The sequence below is a fragment of the Cedecea sp. VD22 genome (genome assembly GCF_037150195.1).
Classification (GTDB): domain Bacteria; phylum Pseudomonadota; class Gammaproteobacteria; order Enterobacterales; family Enterobacteriaceae; genus Cedecea.
The window spans coordinates 284,423-301,390 of record NZ_JBBCPX010000003.1 but is presented as its reverse complement, the minus strand read 5'-3'; the positions used below and the strand labels follow the sequence as shown (position 1 = coordinate 301,390).

The window sequence follows — 16,968 nt, the reverse complement described above, 5'->3', positions numbered from 1 at the left end:
GAGAGTGCCTCTATCTTGAGGTTAACCGTATCGCTTTGTTTGTAGGGGACAGAGCGATGGATTTGGCGTTATTCGCCCAGTGCGCTTCGGGTCGGTAGCCCTTCGCTGTCACCGATGACCTGTATCGCCAGTGAGCCGATTTTGTTGCCCCGGCTGACTGCCTGATGCAAAGATTTCCCTTCCAGCAGGGCGCTGATCACCCCGACCGCAAAGCCGTCTCCGGCCCCCACGGTGTCCACTACGTTTTCCACTTTTACCGCCGCCACGGCGCCTTTCTCGCCGTCTGCGGTTTTATACCAGGCGCCGTCTGCGCCGGTTTTTAGCACCACGACCTTCACGCCCTGATGCAGATAAAAATCGGCGATCCCTTCAGGTGTGTTTTGACCTGTCAGCACAATGCCTTCTTTTACGCCGGGCAGCACCCAGTCGGCCTGGAATGCCAGCTGGTTAAGCTGTTTCACCATTGCGGCTTCGCTGCGCCACAGCACCGGGCGCAGATTCGGATCGAAGGAAAGCGTTTTGCCCTGCTGTTTCATCGTGTTGGCCGCGTGGCTCAGCAGCGCAAGAGACGTGTCAGAGAGTGCCGCCGCCACGCCGCTCAGGTGCAGATGGCGAGCCGAGAGGAAGTACTCCTCGTTGAAATCGGCCACAGATAAGTGGCTTGCGGCGGAGTCTTTACGGAAATACTCCACAATGGGATCGGTTCCATCTTCGACTTTGGATTTGAGCTGAAAACCGGTGCGGTACTGCTCATCGACCGTCACTCCGCGGCTGTCGATGTTTTCTTTCGCCAGCTGTTGCAGCACGTAGCGGCCAAAAGAGTCGTTGCCTACGCGGCTTACCCAGCCCACCTTCAGGCCCAGGCGAGCCAGCCCCGTGGCGACATTTAACTCCGCGCCAGCCGCGCGTTTCACAAAATGTTCGGCGGCGGCAAGGTCGCCGGTTTCGCTGGCGACAAACATCGCCATCGCTTCACCTATCGTGATGACATCCAGCTGATGCATGGTTATTCCTCGCGTAAAAGATTGACGTAATGCCGGGTAACCGCGACCAGGTCTCGTCCTTCCAGCGGAAACTCAATGCCGCGTGGGGCATCTGGCGGCAGCATATTCAGCAGCCCTTTCCAGTCTGAACTGGCGTCATCCAGCGCCACAGCGCGGTAGCGGTTATGCTGGGCGACCGCTGTTTTGACGTGGATATAGCTCACGGAAGGTGCCAGCGTGCGGGCGGCCTGTTGTGGAGAGTCGTCCACCCACAGCCAGTTGGCCATATCGAAGGTGAGCGTCACCGGCAGGTTGTGAACGCCACAGGCGGCCTGGAAGCGCTGCATTGGCGCAAGTTTGCCGCTGTCGGTTTGGTCGTTTTCCACCACCAGTGCCACGGGGCTTTCACTGAGCCACTGTTTTAGCGTGTCGAATGCCCGGGCGGTGTTGAACTGCCCGAGAGAGAGCTTCAGCCAGCGGGCATTTAGCTGGTGGGCTTCCTGCAGAAGTGAAGGGATCAGCGAGTTTAGCTTGCCGTCGCCCGTGAACAGCGGCTCCGGCGCGGAATAGCAGGCCTCAAGCCCGTGCTGGGTAATTTCTCCGGCTACGGTCGACAGAAAATCCAGCTGTGTGGCGGTGAACAGTTCGCGGCGGATTTCTACGCCGTCGGCCCCCGCTTCAGCAATGATCGGCAGCACCGCCTGCTGGCCACCGAGGGCGGCAAGGCGGTCGTGGCCGTAGGCGGCGGTGACGACAATAATTTTTCGCGGCATGGTGGTCTCCAGGCGATAACAACGAACGACTAATGTTATTTACGCTAGATGGAACCGGTTCCAAAGAAAAGACCCTGCTTGCCAATTTTTGAGCGCCATCACGAACAAAAGATTTAGCGGGAGGTGGAGCCTCGCACGATAAGCTCGCCGGAGAATAGCTGTTCACGTACGGTTTCAGCGGTGCCTTCAATGCGCCTCACAACTTGCTCCAGCGCGGCGTAGCCTATCTGCCAGGTAGGTTGCTTCAGGGTGGTGATGCCGACGCCGGCAAGTTCCGCCCACTCCAGCTCATCAAACCCCAACAGCCCGATATCGCTGCCCCAGCTCAGGCCGAGGCGGCGCATTGCGCGGGCAACCTGCAGCGTTAGCGCGCCGTTGGCGGAGATCACCGCTTTACGCATACCGCGGTGGCGGGAGTGGAACTCGCGAAGCGTGTTGTCTATTCGTTCTGCTTCATGCAGCGGTGTTTCGGCATTTTCGGCAATTATGCCGGAATGACGGCCTAAAGTGCTGCGAAATGCTCGCAACCGCTCATGGCGGGTGTTCACCATGCCAAGCGGTTCGCTCAGGAAAAGGAGAGCTTCGAAGCCCTGCTCGATGAGGTGTTCGGTGGCGGTTGTTGCGGCCTGAATGTTATCCAGCCCGACCATGTCACAGGCAAAGTCCGGGATTTTGCGGTCGATAAGCACCATCGGCAGGGCGGACTGTTGCAGGCGGTTGAGCCCCTCTTCACGCATCCCAACCGCGTTGACCACAATTCCCTCAACCTGATAGCTGCGCAGCAGGTCGAGGTAGTGCAGTTCCTGATCGACTTCGTTGTTGGTGTTACACACCAGCGGCGTAAAGCCTTTCTCGCGGCAGGCGGCTTCTATACCGCTCAGCACGTCGACGGAATAAGGATTGGTGATGTCGGCAATGATCAGCCCGATAAGGCGGGTGCGCCCTCGCTTCAGGCCTCGCGCCATCTGGCTTGGGCGGTAGTCGAGTTCGGCAATGGCGCGCTCAATGCGCCCACGAAGGTCATCAGACAGCGCGTTCTGCTCACCGTTAAGGTAGCGGGAAACGCTGGTCTTCCCGGTCTTCGCCGCTTTCGCGACATCGCTTATCGTAGGGCGCGCTGCCTTGCCGTTCATAGCCGTCTCCAGAGGGTTAACCCTGCGGAGAGTAACATATTTTTATGCGGGGAAAAGTGAGGTGGCGTCTTTACACCGGTCAGGCAAACCGCGCCACGGCCCATTCAATAAATACCCGCAGCCTGGCGCTAAGGTGGCGGTTGGAAGGATAAACCAGGTACATCTGTTCCGGCGGCGGTGGGTAAGCCTCAAGCACGCTGACCAGCCTCCCGCTGTCGAGATACGGCTGGGCGGCAAAGCGAACGACCTGGGTTAAGGCCGCCCCGGAAAGCGCGATGGCGAGATGGGCGTTACTTTCGTTGACGCTAATCTGATAGCGGTGCTGCATCTCGATGGTTTTTCCCCGATCGACAAAGCGCAGCGGAGAGATGCGGTCATTGCGCGCGTGGCGGTAATGCGCCAGCGGGTATCCCTGTTCAAGTTCTTCGGGCCGGGAAGGCGTGCCGTAGCGCTGAAAGTAGTCCGGCGTGGCGCAGGTAACCCAGTCCATAGTAAACAGGCGGCGGGCAATGAGCGTGGAATCAACCAGTGGGCCGCTGCGTATCACGCAGTCCGCATTGTCGTTGATTAAATCGACCAGTCGGTCGCTGACGCCAAGATCTATGGAGATACCCGGGTAGCGTTCAAGAAATTCCGGCAGCGCGGGAATCAGTATCTCGCGAGAGAAAGATCCGCCGACATCCACGCGCAGCACGCCCTGAGGCTCGGTTTGTGATTCGGTCATGCTGCCTTCCATCTGCTCCAGGTCGGCCAGCCATTTTACGGTGCGGCGGTAGTAGCATTCGCCCTCTTTGGTGACCGATACGCTGCGGGTTGTGCGCTGAAACAGCTTGGTCTGCAGGTGGTTTTCAAGATTTTGAATCAGTTTAGTGACGGTCGCTTTCGGCATACTCAGAGAGTCGGCGGCACGGGTAAACCCGCCGGTTTCCACCACGCGATTAAACACCCTAATAGCCAGTAAATGATGATCCATAGCCGTCCTCAACGAAAAACCCTGCCTCCGGCAGGGTTTTGTTTATCCACGTAAACAATCATCCACATTGTTTAGCGCTAATCATCCGGCTGTGCAAGGAGAGGCCGAAAACCAGCGTGGCCGAGAGCATCAGCGCCCCGCCAAACAGCATGGCGCTGCTGACGCCGTGCCAGTCTACGACTTCACCGCCGATCAGGGCACCTGATGCCAGGGCAACCTGAATCACCGTGACCATCAGCGCCTGGCCTGCTTCCGGCGCGTCCGGCACCGCTTCAAACATCCAGTTTGTCGCGCAGACCGGCACGGCCCCAAAGGCCAGGCCCCACACCAGCACCATTACCGTGGCGCCCGCAAGGCCGCTAAGCAGTGGGGAAACGAGCAGGATAATGGCCAGCATCGCCGTCGCCAGAATGAAGGTCCCGCGCAGGCTGCGCTCCGCCAGGCGTTCCCCGATAAAGGTACCCAGCAGGCCAACTGCGCCGTAGGCCAGCAGCTGGAAAGTGATCGCCGACGGGCTGAGCACAAAGACCTGCTGCAGCAGCGGACGCAGGTAGGTGTAAGCCGAGAAATGGCCCACAAACAGCAGCACAATGGCGATAAGCCCAATGCGGGCCATAGGCAGGCGCAGCGGAGACAGCAAATCCTGAACGGTGAGCGCCCGGCCAGGCGGCACGGAAGTCAGCAGGCGAAACTGGGCAAGCAGCGTGATGGCGGCTAAACAGGCGCTGGCAAAGAATGCCGTACGCCAGCCGAACAGGTCGCCGATTAATGCCCCGGCGGGGACGCCGCACACCGCGCCGACGGACACGCCGCTAATGATCAGTGCCACGGCGCGCCCCTGGCTCGCTTCCGGCACAAGGTGACGGCCATAGTTTATCGAGAAGGACCAGAATCCGCCGACGGAGATCCCCAGCAGTACGCGGCCCAGAAGCATCATCGGGAAGTTAACGGCCAGGGCGGACACCAGATTTGAGACGACCAACAGCAGCGACAGGCCAAGCATCAGCAGGCGGCGGTCGAGGCTGCCCGAAGCCAGACTCAGGACCGGGGCCGCGACGGCGGCAACAATGCCTGGCATGGTGACCATCAGCCCGGCGGTGCCGGTGGAAATATTCAGGGAAGGTGCGATGTTGGTCAGCAAACCGATGGGTAGAAACTCGGTGGTAACCATGACAAAGCAGGCCACGGTCAGGGAAAAGACCGCGATCCACGGGGATGTGGCAGGTTTATCTTTATTATTCGACATAGTATTGCGCTTCCGCAGAGACATGCATGAGTGACAGGGATCACAATTTACTCAGTCAGCGGCGGGGGATAAATGCAGGATTTATGATTTCACTGTTTCTGTGGGGGAATAATACGGGAGTCTGCCAGGTTTTCTTGGAAAAAATAAATTAATCAATATGTTGTGAAAAAACCCTCTCCTTTTAAGGAGAGGGTGAAAACGATTAACGCAGTTCCCCGTTCACATCCTGGTCAACTGCGAAACACGCCACCAGCTGGCCATTGCCGTAGTCTTTCAGCTGCGGCTGGAGCTGGGTGCATGGCCCGAAGCGACGGCTGCAGCGGGCGTTAAAGGCGCAGCCCGGCGGCGGGTTCAGCGGGCTTGGCAGCTCGCCGGTCAGCTTGATGCGTTCGCGACGTTCGTCCGGGTTCAGGCGCGGCGTGGCGGACAGCAGCGCCTGGGTGTACGGGTGGCGCGGGTTGGAGAAGATTTGCTCTTTGCTGCCCTTCTCCACGCAGCGGCCGAGGTACATCACCATCACTTCATCGGCGATGTGCTCTACCACCGACAGGTCGTGGGAGATGAACACGTAGGACAGCCCCAGATCCTGCTGCAGATCCATCATCAGGTTCAGTACCTGAGCACGCACCGACACGTCGAGTGCGGAGACCGGCTCATCGGCAATCACCACGTCCGGGTCAAGCATCAGGCCCCGAGCGATAGCGATACGCTGGCGCTGGCCGCCGGAGAACATGTGCGGATAGCGGTCGTAGTGCTCGGTTTTCAGACCCACTTTCGCCATCATCTCCAGCGCTTTTTCGCGGCGCTCGGCTTTGCTCAGGCTGGTGTTGATTTGCAGCGGCTCTTCCAGGATCTGCCCCACTTTTTTACGCGGGTTCAGCGAGCCATAGGGGTTCTGGAAGACGATCTGGATTTTCTGCCGGCGCAGCTTTTCCGCCGAGGCGTCCGGGATCAGCAGATCCTGGCCCTGGTAGTAAAGCTCCCCGCCGGTCGGCACTTCGATCATGGTCAGCAGGCGGCCGAGGGTGGATTTCCCGCAGCCGGATTCACCGACGACCGCCAGCGTTTTGCCGCGTTCGAGGGTAAAGCTTACGCCGTCCAGCGCTTTTACCAGGCGTTCAGGAGCGAAAAAGCCCTTCTTCACCGGGTAATGTTTTTTCAGGTCGATGGCCTGCAACAGCGGTTGCGCGGTGGCCTGTGGGGTACTCATAGGGTTGGCCTCCCGGCATCATCGAGTGGGTAGTGGCATTTGGACTGACGCCCGTCTGCCAGCAGGGTTAACGCTGGCTCTTCGCTGCGGCATTTGTCGGTCGCATACGGGCAGCGTGGGTTCAGCAGGCAGCCGTTCGGGCGGTCGTATTTGCCCGGTACTACGCCCGGCAGCGAGGCCAGACGCGCTTTATCCTGAGCAAATTCCGGCAGCGCACGGAGCAGAGCCTGGGTGTACGGGTGACGCGGCGCGCGGAAGATATCGTGGGACGAACCCGCTTCCACAACCTGCCCTGCGTACATCACGATGATTTTATGGGCGGCTTCGGCAACCAGCGCGAGATCATGGGTGATCAGGATCAGCGCCATGTTCTCTTTTTGCTGCAGCTCCAGCAGCAGTTCGATGATCTGCGCCTGAATAGTTACGTCGAGCGCGGTGGTTGGCTCATCGGCGATCAGCAGCTTAGGACGACAGGCGATCGCCATGGCGATCATCACGCGCTGGCTCATCCCGCCGGAAAGCTGGTGCGGGTAAACGTCGAGACGTGAAGCCGGGTCAGGAATACCCACCTGGGTCAGCAGGTCGATTGCGCGCTGGCGGCGGGTTTTCTTGTTACCCCCCTGGTGCACCTTAATGGCTTCCATAATCTGGAAACCGACGGTGTAGCACGGGTTCAGGCTGGTCATCGGGTCCTGGAAGATCATCGCCACTTCGGCGCCCACCAGGTTGCGGCGCTCTTTCTCAGAAATGCGCTTCAGATCCCGGCCGTTGAATTCCAGTTTTTCCGGCATCACCCGGCCAGGGAAGTCAATAAGCCCCATAATCGCCAGCGAGCTGACGGATTTACCGGAGCCGGACTCGCCCACGATGCCGACAACCTGCCCCTGATCCACGCTATAGCTGATGCGGTCCACGGCACGGAACGGTGCGTCTTCGTCGCCGAAGTGCACCGATAATTTATCTACATTTAATAACGCCATCTCGAACCTCTTACTGCTTCAGTTTGGGATCGAGCGCGTCACGCAGACCGTCACCCATCAGGTTAAATGCCAGCACCGTTAGCAGGATTGCCAGACCTGGGAAGGTCACAACCCACCAGGCACTCTGCGCGAACTGCAACACGTCGGCGAGCATGGTGCCCCACTCCGGTGTTGGCGGCTGCGCACCCATGCCGAGGAAGCCAAGAGCGGCCATATCGAGAATGGCGTTTGAGAAGCCGAGCGACGCCTGAACGATCAGCGGCGCAAGGGTATTCGGGAAGATATTCACAAACATCTGGCGAACCGGGCCAGCGCCCGCCACTCGGGAGGCGGTCACGTAGTCGCGGTTAACTTCCACCAGCACCGCAGCACGCGTTAAACGCACATAGTGCGGCAGCGCGACGAAGGTTAGCGCCAGCGCGGCGTTGCCGATGGACGGGCCGAAGATAGCCACCAGCACCAGCGCCAGCAGAAGGCTTGGCAGTGCCAGCATGATATCGACCACGCGCATGATGATGTTGTCGACCACGCCGCCGAAGTAACCGGCGACCAGGCCCAGCATAATCCCCATCACCAGCGACAGGACAACCACCAGGCAGCCGACCAGCAGCGACAGGCGAGCGCCGTACATCAGGCGGGACAGCACATCGCGACCGACGTCGTCGGTGCCGAGGATGTAGCTCCAGCTCCCGCCTTCCTGCCACACCGGCGGGTGCAACAGCGCGTCGCGGAACTGCTCCGCTGGCGCGTGGGGCGCGAGGAAGTTAGCGAAGACGGCGATGAAGATCATGATGGCGACGTACACCAGGCCGATCACCGCCCCTTTATTGCGTTTGAAGTAGTGCCAGAACTCCTGGAAAGGCGTCATCGGCTTGGGTGCTGCCACCACTTTGTTTTCTGTCAGTTGCGTCATGATGGCCCCTTATTTCTTATGGCGTATACGCGGGTTCACCACGCCGTACAGCAGGTCTACCAGCAGGTTGACGAGGATAATCATCGTCGCCACCAGCAGCACGCCGCCCTGGACTACCGGGTAGTCACGACGCTGCAGAGCGTCAATGAGCCAGCGGCCAAGACCCGGCCAGGAGAAGATCGTTTCCGTCAGGATGGCGCCCGCCAGCAGAGTACCGACCTGCAGGCCGATAACCGTGACGACCGGCAGCATCGCGTTGCGCAGGGCATGAACCACGATCACGCGCATGCGGGTCAGACCCTTGGCGCGAGCGGTACGGATGTAGTCTTCGCCCAGCACTTCCAGCATGGAAGAGCGGGTCATACGCACGATAACCGCCAGCGGAATAGTGCCCAGCACAATGGCAGGCAAAATCATGTGGGCGACGGCGTCAATAAAATCACCCGGCTGGCCCCAGATAGCGGTATCTATCAGCGCAAATCCGGTGAGCGGCAGGGAGTCATCAAGGAACACGGTGTCGCTGATGCGCCCGGACACTGGCGTCAGGTTCCAGTGCACCGATACCAGCATGATGAGCATCATACCCCACCAGAAAATTGGCATGGAATAGCCGGTCAGCGCGAGGCCCACGGCGGTGTGGTCGAAGATTGAACCACGCTTCACGGCGGCCATAACGCCCACCGGAATGCCGACGGCAACGGCGAAAATCATCGCGCAGATGCCGAGTTCCAGCGTCGCTTTAAAGCGCGGCACGAACTCGTCCCAAACCGGGAGGCGGCTCTTTAATGAAATGCCCAGATCGCCATGCATTACGCCCCAGATGTAATGGAGGTACTGCTGCCACATTGGCTTGTCGAGACCCATCTCGGCCAGCAGTTGGGCATGACGCTCAGGAGAAATACCGCGCTCTCCGGCCATGATCATCACCGGGTCTCCGGGGATCATATGCACGAAAGCGAAGGTGAGTAGGGTAATACCTATAAACGTGGGGATGACTAACCCCAGTCGTCGGAGGATGAACTGCAGCATATCCCGGATTCTCTGTAGTGACGGAAAGCCTGGTAACTGTTCCGTCTGTATTGCTCACAAATGTTTCCCCCTCTCCCTTTGAGGGAGAGGGTCGGGGTGAGGATGGACAACGCCAATACCCCTCACCCTAACCCTCTCCCCATGGGGGAGAGGGAATAAAGCACGTTACTTTTATTATTCGACGGACACGTTTTCGAAGTGGTGTTTGCCCAGTGGATCAACCACGTAGCCTTTAACTTCTTTACGCACTGGCTCGAACACGGTGGAGTGAGCGATGATCAGCGCTGGCGCCTGATCGTGCATCACAACCTGAGCCTGTTTGTACAGTTCAACACGCTTGTTGTGGTCGTCGGTGGCGCGAGCCGGCTGAATCAGATCTTCAAACGGCTTGTAGCACCAGCGAGAGTAGTTGGAACCGTCTTTCGCCGCGGCGCAGCTGAACAGGGTGGCGAAGAAGTTATCCGGATCCCCATTGTCGCCGGTCCAGCCCATCATGACGGCCTGGTGTTCACCGGCTTTAGCACGCTTCAGGTACTCGCCCCACTCGTAGGTCACGATTTTGGCGGTCACGCCAACTTTCGCCCAGTCAGCCTGAATCATCTCAGCCATGCGGCGAGCGTTCGGGTTGTATGGACGCTGAACTGGCATCGCCCACAGGTCAACGGTGAAGCCTTTGTCCTGACCCGCTTCTTTCAGCAGCGCTTTCGCTTTTTCAGGATCGTAGGTGTAGTCCTTCACGTCATTGTTGTAGCCCCACATGGTTGGTGGGATCAGGTTTTTAGCCGCGGTGCCCGCGCCCTGATAAACGGCTTTAATGATCGCTTCTTTGTTCACCGCGTAGGTCAGCGCCTGACGCACTTTCACGTCGTCAAACGGCTTCTTCTCGGTGTTGAAGGAGAGATAGCCCACATTCAGGCCAGCCTGTTCCATCAGATTGATGTTCTTGTCTTCTTTCATACGGGCAATGTCGGCCGGGTTCGGGAACGGCATCACCTGACATTCGTTTTTCTGCAGTTTGGCATAACGCACGGAAGCGTCAGGCGTGATGGAGAAGACCAGGCGATCGATCTGCGGCTTGGTACCCCAGTAGCCCGGGAAGGCTTTATACAGAATACGGGAGTCTTTCTGGTACTGCAGCAGCTGGAATGGACCGGTACCAATTGGGTTCAGGTCTGTTTTTTCCGGGGTGCCGGCTTTCATCATGTTGTCCGCATATTCTTTAGAAAGAATAGAGGCGAAGTCCATGGCCATATCCGCGAGGAACGGCGCTTCTGGGCGAGCCAGCACGAACTGCACGGTGTTATCGTCGACTTTCTTGATCTCGGTGATCAGGTCAGGCAGGCCCATACCTTCGAAGTATTCGTAGCTGCCGCCAGAGACTTTGTGATACGGGTTGTCTTTGTTTTTCTGACGGTCGAAGGAGAACACAACGTCGTCGGCGTTGAAATCGCGAGTCGGTTTGAAGTCTTTATTGTCCTGCCACTTCACGCCTTTACGCAGGTGGAAGGTGTAGGTTTTACCGTCCGGGCTAACGTCCCATTTTTCAGCCAGGCCTGGGATGATTTCGGTGGTGCCGGTTTTAAATTCCACCAGACGGTTATAAATCGGTACGGAGCTGGCATCGTAAGTCGTGCCGGAAGTGAACAGCTGTGGGTTAAAGCCCTCTGGGGAACCTTCTGAACAATAAACCAGGGTTTTGGCTTGTACGCTTGCTGCAACGGTCATGGCAACCAGGCTCAGACCAAATTTCAGCATCCCTGACTTCTTCAAGGAAATACTCATTATTCTGCTCCAATTATGTGTCGTGTTGTGTTTTGTAACCGTCTGACCATTGTTATTGGTGGGTGGTCGGTACGGTGTGCCCGGAGGCGGTGGTGAGGCTAGCAGTTCCTTTCGCGAGTCATGCATGGAGGTAGCACAGACGGTCCGTAAATAGCCCCTCTCGTCCTACAATCTGTCAACAGATTAAGGAAACGTCAATACAGGTCACGGGGATTTACAAGCAAGGTGGGATTCGGCGGGCAAAGATTAAAAAAACCTTCCGGGGACATTTCCAGCAGGGAAATTTATGCTACAGGCTTGTTACCAGAATATTGCACTGCTTAATTTGCAACCTATAGCGCGAACCGATTGTCCGGAATAGGTAAAATTTTGTGTTAAACGATGAATTGTTGCACGATTTATTTTGTGATCTGCATCGCTCACAGCGGAAAATGCTGTCTGCCATCATAAGCGGCGGCGCAAAAAACCATGCTTTTCCATAACCAAATACGATGAATTAATCGGGCCTGGCAGAGGCAAAACTGGCAGAAACTGAGGCGAATAAACGGCGAGGTTCAAAATATAAAAACACTCCGTAGCACGGAGTGTTTTATTTAATTGTTGGATGCGGCGTGGATATTAATTCACGGCTTTATCCGGCAGGTGGCACCAGTTGTTACTCTGATTAATCCCGCCGTTAGGCGAGGTGTAGCCCAGGCAACCGAGAATGGTGTCGAACAACTCAACGTGGCGATGCGGCACCTTCATGGCTGCCTGCTCTTGCAGATGTTTAAAGGCGGCGGCAGCCGTTGGATTGGCCAGGTATTTATCCGAGGCCCAAACCAGCAGCGGGACGCGGAATTGTTCCGGCGGTGCCATTTTACGCGGCGTGCCGTGCAGGTGCATGGAATCGCTGATGGATTCGCCGTGGTCGGCGGCGTAGAAGACTATCGCTTTCTTATCGCGAAGCTGGTCGAGCACGCTGTCTATCATCGTATCAACATACAGGACCGAATTATCAAAGGCGTTAATCAGCATCTCCTTTGAACAGCCTTTGCCAATATCAATGCATTCTGGCGTCCATTTCGCAAAGCTGCGTGGGTAGCGCTGGGCATAGGAGAAGTGGGAGCCTTTGGTATGCAGAATGATCAGATGTTTGCCGTCAGGATTCTGCTCGAGGGATTGCTTCATCTCATCAACCAGCAGCATGTCGTCCACGGTTTTACCGCGATTGCGGGGCTCGGCGGCGATTTGTTCGCGGAAGGCAAGGGTGTCCGGCATGGCGTTTTTGTAGAACCAAATTTCGCTCTGCATGGCGTAAAGGTCGGTACTAAACCCCAGCTGTTTTAAGACCGCGAAGATGTTTTGCTCTTTCAGAGTACGCTGAGGGTTATCTTCTGCCCCGCCTTCGCGGACGAACATGCAGCGCAGCGATAGCTTGGTTGCGGTGTCGCAGGATTCCCCGCGGAAGGCGACCAGATTTTTCTCTTTGGCGAGGTTCGGCGTGGTGTCACGGCCATAGCCCAATATTCCCATATGATCCCAGCGCGTGGTTTCGCCAATAATAAACACCACATAAGCGTCGTCCAGTCCCGGCGGTGTGACGTAGGTGAACTTTTTCGTCGGGTTCATTAGCGAACCGTTGCCGGTGGATTCATCGGCATTCGCCCAGGCAAACAGCCCCAGGGAGGAAACCCAGTTGACCGGCACATAGGAGCTGGCCACCACCCCGCCGTAACTTGCCATATCCGTCGTTGAACCTTGCTCATCGTCGGACTGCATTTCACCCAGCATACGCAGAGGCGCCCAAACCAGCAGCCCCGCGCAGAGCAGGATAGCGATGTTTTTGATGCGCTGGCCGGGGGTTTTCAACTGCTGAAGCAGCGTGTCCTGGGCGCTGTTGAACCAGATAAGGAACAGCGGGATAGCGCTGACCAGCGTCATCCAGATGGCAAAGTGGTAGCCCACAACTTCTTTAGAAAGATCGATATCGGTGGTCATCACCGAGGCAATAATGCCGTAGCCAATCACCACGTTGAAGAAGGTCATGTAGTAGCTGGCGGCCACGGAACACAGCACCACGAAGGAGGCCAGCACCCGCCAGAGATTGCGGCCAAAGAGCGACAGCAGGCGTAACAGGAAAAACGTCACCAGCAGGCAGGCGAAAAACTCTGCCGCGGCGGCCAGGCCCTTCCAGGCGATGAAGAGCTGGGCACGGCTATCAAAACGTTGGTAGAAAACAGAGATATTCAAAAACCAGCCAATGTATACCCCCAGCAAGAGACACAGTTTTTGCTGGGATAATGTTTTTATGTAATTCATGCAGGGCATCCAGGCGATATAAAATATAAGCGCTATTCAGACCGTGGAGTCGCCAGCTAGTTCTGAAAAGCTTGTGAAACGAAGAGGATTCCTGGTGAGAGGGCAAAATTCGAAGGAAATGGCCGGTTTTTAACAAAAAAAGACCCCAGTTTTAGGCCGGGGTCTTTTTGCCGTCTGCTTAGCAGAGAGAATCAGGGCTTCGAGGCCGCATGCAGTTCATCGTAGACATAATGCCGGTAGCTATTAAACAGCGTTGTGTCCGGGCAATCATTCAGCCTGCCCTGGCACAAATGGCGCATATCGATATTGGCCTGATAGAACGGCGACACTTTTAGCTGGGCCTGTTCGAGCAACATCCCCCCAAGGAAAGCGATGTCGGTGATGGCGCCCAGGTCAGCCACCGGCGGGGCATTATAATTATCCCGCAGGCTGAATTGTGAAAGATGGACCGGATCATCCTGTTCCGTGGTGTAGCCATTGGCCCAGTCTATGGCTGGCTGGTGGTCGCCAAAGTACATAAACATGGTCGGACGCGGGCGTTGGTCAACAAACTGGAAGAAGTCAGCCAGCGCGGTTTCTGAGTTTTTAATCTTCTCAACGTAATGGCTGAATTTCCCGGCGGCATCCTTGTTCTTCATCGCCGACGTGAGCTGGTAATCATCGGCATGCCCTGCGTCATAAGGGCCGTGTTCATACATCGTTAAGGCATAAACAAACACGGGTTTATCGGTGTGGCTGGCAAGGAGCTTTTTAACATAGCTCAGGACATCTGCGGTGGGAATGTGCCACAGGTTATCTGCCAAATCACCCGGGTAGCCCAACTCCTGCGGCTGGATAATTTTATCCACGCCCATCATGGTGTAGGCGTGGCCGGCGTTATAGGCCGATTTGTTGAATGGCGTCAGCACCACGGTGTAATAACCGTTGTCTTTCATCTGCTTAAACAGGCTGTCGTTGACGTGATCGACCGCGGAATAAAACACCGAATTTTTCAACGCCCCGAAATCATCGCTGCGCATTCCGGTTAAGGCTGCGAACTCAGACAGCCAGGTGCCGCCCCCGAAGGTTTGCACGCGCATCAGCGTGTGGGCTTTCACCTTATTGTCCTGCTCAAACATAGAGAAGTGCGGCAGTAATTGAGGATCAGGCACTTTATACAGGCGCGGATCCACCGTTGATTCCTGCAGCAGCAGAACGATATCAGGCTTCACGCTGGCTGAGGCGGTTGTCTTGTTATTCAGCGCCGCCGCGCGGGAAATAAATTCCTGAGACGTCGCCTGAGGGAACGTTGGCGCGTCATAGCTGGCCTGGATGCCAGACAGCGCCAGGTTTGACAGCACGCCGGTTCCGCCAGGCAGTTTGGTGGCCCAGTCGTGCTGATTCTTCATTACGCTGTGGCTAAGCGTCGACGCCGAGCCCAGCATCACGCCGAGGGCAATCAGCGGGGCGAGCATCCCTTTCCGCCGCGGTACGGCGCGCCAGCTGATAATAATCGTCAGGATAAGCAGCGCTATCATTGCCGCAACGGCGATACCGGCGGAAGGATAATGCAGCAGCGTGCCCGCATTGGCCGGATCGGCCATCAGGTAAAAATCGCTAAACAGCAGCTGGTCTTTGTAATAGTGGACCTTAAGCTGGTTACAAAATTGCAGCAGGATCACCAGCAGGCTGCTGGTCCCGATGGCAAAAATGACTCTGGCGGAGAGTAAATAAAACAGTCCGCAGGTAAAAATGAAGGCACTTGCCGCGATAACAAGAGGGTAGATATCGCGCGGAGAGTTACCCGCAATGATGATCAGGGCTGCAATTAGAAGCAATGTGACATAAAGATATGTCCAGAGTGATTTTCGGCTGGTTTTTTGTACCATAATGCTCGTTTCTCTTTGGGACTGTTCTGGATAGCAAATGTTGTCTTAGGAGAGACATCCCTCTGCTGGCCTGACGCGTGAAAAGAGGATAAGGCGGTTAGAAGGGGATTTATCCTGGCCGGGATAATACAGCTTGTGGTGAAAAAGTCTCCTCAAAGACGGTTATTTCATTGCTGTGGTTGTGTTTTTGTTTGAAGAGGGCAAGCGAGGCGGGGATGAATTGCGTTAAGGCCGCCCTATTCGGCGGCCTTAATATGGGTGTGACGAGGCTATCAGGCGTGGGCGTGCTTGTGATTGAGTACGGCGCGTACCGGCTGGCGAATCGTGGTGGAAATTGCCAGCGACAGAATCAACAGCGCGAAGATAACGCAGAAGGTCACGTAGAAGCCGCCGAACAGCGAGGCGATGATAGAGCCGCAGATACTGCCGATGCCGAAGCCCAGGTAAATCACGCCGTAGTTTTTGGTCAGATTGTTCAGGCCAAAGAATTCGCTGACCAGCGAAGGGTAAACGGTGATGGTGCCGCCAAAGTTAAAGGCAACGCAGGCGATGGCCGCAAAGAAGGTGGCTTCGTTGAGTGGGGCAAACAGCAGGGCCGCCATACCGACCAGAGAAATCACCTGACCAATAGTTATCACGCGGATACGGGCAATTTTATCGGACAGGATACCGAGCACCAGGCGGCCGCTAAGGTTAGCAATGGAGATAACGGTGACCGCGTTGGCGGCGGACATTGCATCCAGGTGAACCATGCCCTGAGCGATATCTTTTGCAACGCCGATAACGTACAGGCCGCTCATGCAGGCGGTGAGGAACATCAGAGCCAGCATCCAGTATTGCGGCTGGCGCATAGATTCAGCGAGAGTGAAATCGGTTTTTGCCGCGCCGTTTGCGGATTTAGTTTCCTGCAGCGGGGCATCTTTCATCATGGTGGCGCCGAACAGCACCATCACCATCGCCAGGCCACCCCAAATCATAAAGGTGTTTTCCAGGCCGTAGGCCGCCAGCAGGTGGGTATCAATGTATTTAAAACCGAGGCTGCCGAGGCCATAGGCGCCGATGGAGAAGGCAGAAATCAGGCCTTTACGTTCCGGGAACCACTTCACGCAGTTCGACAGCGTCAGCAGGTAGCCAGCGCCGTCCGCCAGGCCAACCAGCACGCCCGCCGTGAGCCAGAGCATCATCAGGTTGTTGGCATGTGCGGTGAAGAACAATCCGGCTCCGAGCAGCACACCCGCCGCCATGGTGACTTTACGCACGCCAAAGCGGTCCTGCAGTTTGCCCGCCACGGAAGAAGAGATGGCGAGGCCAAGGCTCAGCAGGCCGAAGGAGAAGGCGACCTGGCTGATTGGCGCGTCCAGTTTCTGGGACAGCGCGCTGTTGAACAGGCTCCAGGTATAAACGGAACCCAGCGCGAACTGAGTAATGATGGTTCCGATGAGGGTTAACCAGCGAGTACGGTTGTAGGTGGCAGTGTTCATGGCAGATGTCCTGCGAATCTAAGGGAAGTTATCTGCCGCCTACGATAGCGAAGCGCCGTTTATTCCAGGAAAAAACGGCATGAAATGCATGAAGAACGGAATGAAGTGCCTCTGAAACGGTATGAACGGCCTTCCCGTTGCACTTTATGTTTTGTTGGTTAGTGCTCGCTATCGTTGTGTTGTGCGTGTTTGCTGTATATCAAATGTTAAATCATAAATGAGATATAGTTAACATTTTGCAAAATTACCGGTGTTAAGTGCCCTTTCTTTGATCTCATTCAGGGTTGCGAAATATC

Annotated in this window: 13 protein-coding genes; all 13 read right to left on the bottom strand. The window is 56.6% G+C overall.

All coding sequences use genetic code 11. The features are described from left to right. Positions 1 to 68: 68 nt before the first annotated feature. On the bottom strand, positions 69 to 1,004 hold the full coding sequence (locus WFK85_RS09675) for a PfkB family carbohydrate kinase (RefSeq protein WP_166994877.1): 936 nt from the start codon (positions 1,002 to 1,004) through the stop codon (positions 69 to 71). A 2-nt stretch (positions 1,005 to 1,006) separates the two neighbouring features. Next, the gene (locus tag WFK85_RS09670; RefSeq protein WP_008457623.1) at positions 1,007 to 1,756 is read right to left on the bottom strand and encodes a sugar phosphate isomerase/epimerase family protein; all 750 of its coding nucleotides are present in this window, start codon (positions 1,754 to 1,756) and stop codon (positions 1,007 to 1,009) included. Between the two features lie 113 nt (positions 1,757 to 1,869). Continuing rightward, entirely contained in the window at positions 1,870 to 2,889 is a 1,020-nt protein-coding gene (locus WFK85_RS09665) for a substrate-binding domain-containing protein (RefSeq protein ID WP_166994876.1), read from the bottom strand. A gap of 79 nt (positions 2,890 to 2,968) precedes the next feature. Continuing rightward, a complete protein-coding gene (locus tag WFK85_RS09660; RefSeq protein ID WP_008457619.1) occupies positions 2,969 to 3,862 on the bottom strand; it encodes a LysR family transcriptional regulator in 894 nt (297 codons plus the stop codon). Between the two features lie 58 nt (positions 3,863 to 3,920). Continuing rightward, on the bottom strand, positions 3,921 to 5,108 hold the full coding sequence (locus WFK85_RS09655) for an MFS transporter (RefSeq protein ID WP_336706654.1): 1,188 nt from the start codon (positions 5,106 to 5,108) through the stop codon (positions 3,921 to 3,923). Positions 5,109 to 5,310: 202 nt separating this feature from the next. Next, positions 5,311 to 6,318, bottom strand: a complete 1,008-nt coding sequence (gene dppF, locus WFK85_RS09650; RefSeq protein ID WP_166994872.1) for a dipeptide ABC transporter ATP-binding subunit DppF — start codon at positions 6,316 to 6,318, stop codon at positions 5,311 to 5,313. Beyond that, on the bottom strand, positions 6,315 to 7,298 hold the full coding sequence (dppD, locus tag WFK85_RS09645) for a dipeptide ABC transporter ATP-binding protein (RefSeq protein WP_008457613.1): 984 nt from the start codon (positions 7,296 to 7,298) through the stop codon (positions 6,315 to 6,317). The genes dppF and dppD overlap by 4 nt, the downstream gene beginning before the upstream one ends. Positions 7,299 to 7,308: 10 nt before the next feature. Continuing rightward, positions 7,309 to 8,211, bottom strand: a complete 903-nt coding sequence (gene dppC / locus WFK85_RS09640; RefSeq protein WP_166994870.1) for a dipeptide ABC transporter permease DppC — start codon at positions 8,209 to 8,211, stop codon at positions 7,309 to 7,311. Between the two features lie 9 nt (positions 8,212 to 8,220). Then, positions 8,221 to 9,240 carry a dipeptide ABC transporter permease DppB gene (gene dppB / locus WFK85_RS09635; protein ID WP_166994868.1) on the bottom strand — a complete coding sequence of 340 codons (1,020 nt, stop codon included), beginning with the start codon at positions 9,238 to 9,240 and terminating at the stop codon, positions 8,221 to 8,223. Between the two features lie 174 nt (positions 9,241 to 9,414). Beyond that, positions 9,415 to 11,022: a dipeptide ABC transporter periplasmic-binding protein DppA gene (gene dppA / locus WFK85_RS09630; protein ID WP_008457607.1), complete on the bottom strand. Its 1,608-nt coding sequence runs from the start codon at positions 11,020 to 11,022 to the stop codon at positions 9,415 to 9,417. Between the two features lie 618 nt (positions 11,023 to 11,640). After that, on the bottom strand, positions 11,641 to 13,323 hold the full coding sequence (eptB, locus tag WFK85_RS09625) for a kdo(2)-lipid A phosphoethanolamine 7''-transferase (protein WP_336706651.1): 1,683 nt from the start codon (positions 13,321 to 13,323) through the stop codon (positions 11,641 to 11,643). Between the two features lie 191 nt (positions 13,324 to 13,514). Next, entirely contained in the window at positions 13,515 to 15,191 is a 1,677-nt protein-coding gene (locus WFK85_RS09620; RefSeq protein WP_336706650.1) for an LTA synthase family protein, read from the bottom strand. Positions 15,192 to 15,463: 272 nt separating this feature from the next. Next, positions 15,464 to 16,672 carry an L-lactate MFS transporter gene (locus WFK85_RS09615; RefSeq protein ID WP_166878835.1) on the bottom strand — a complete coding sequence of 403 codons (1,209 nt, stop codon included), beginning with the start codon at positions 16,670 to 16,672 and terminating at the stop codon, positions 15,464 to 15,466. Positions 16,673 to 16,968: the final 296 nt, after the last annotated feature.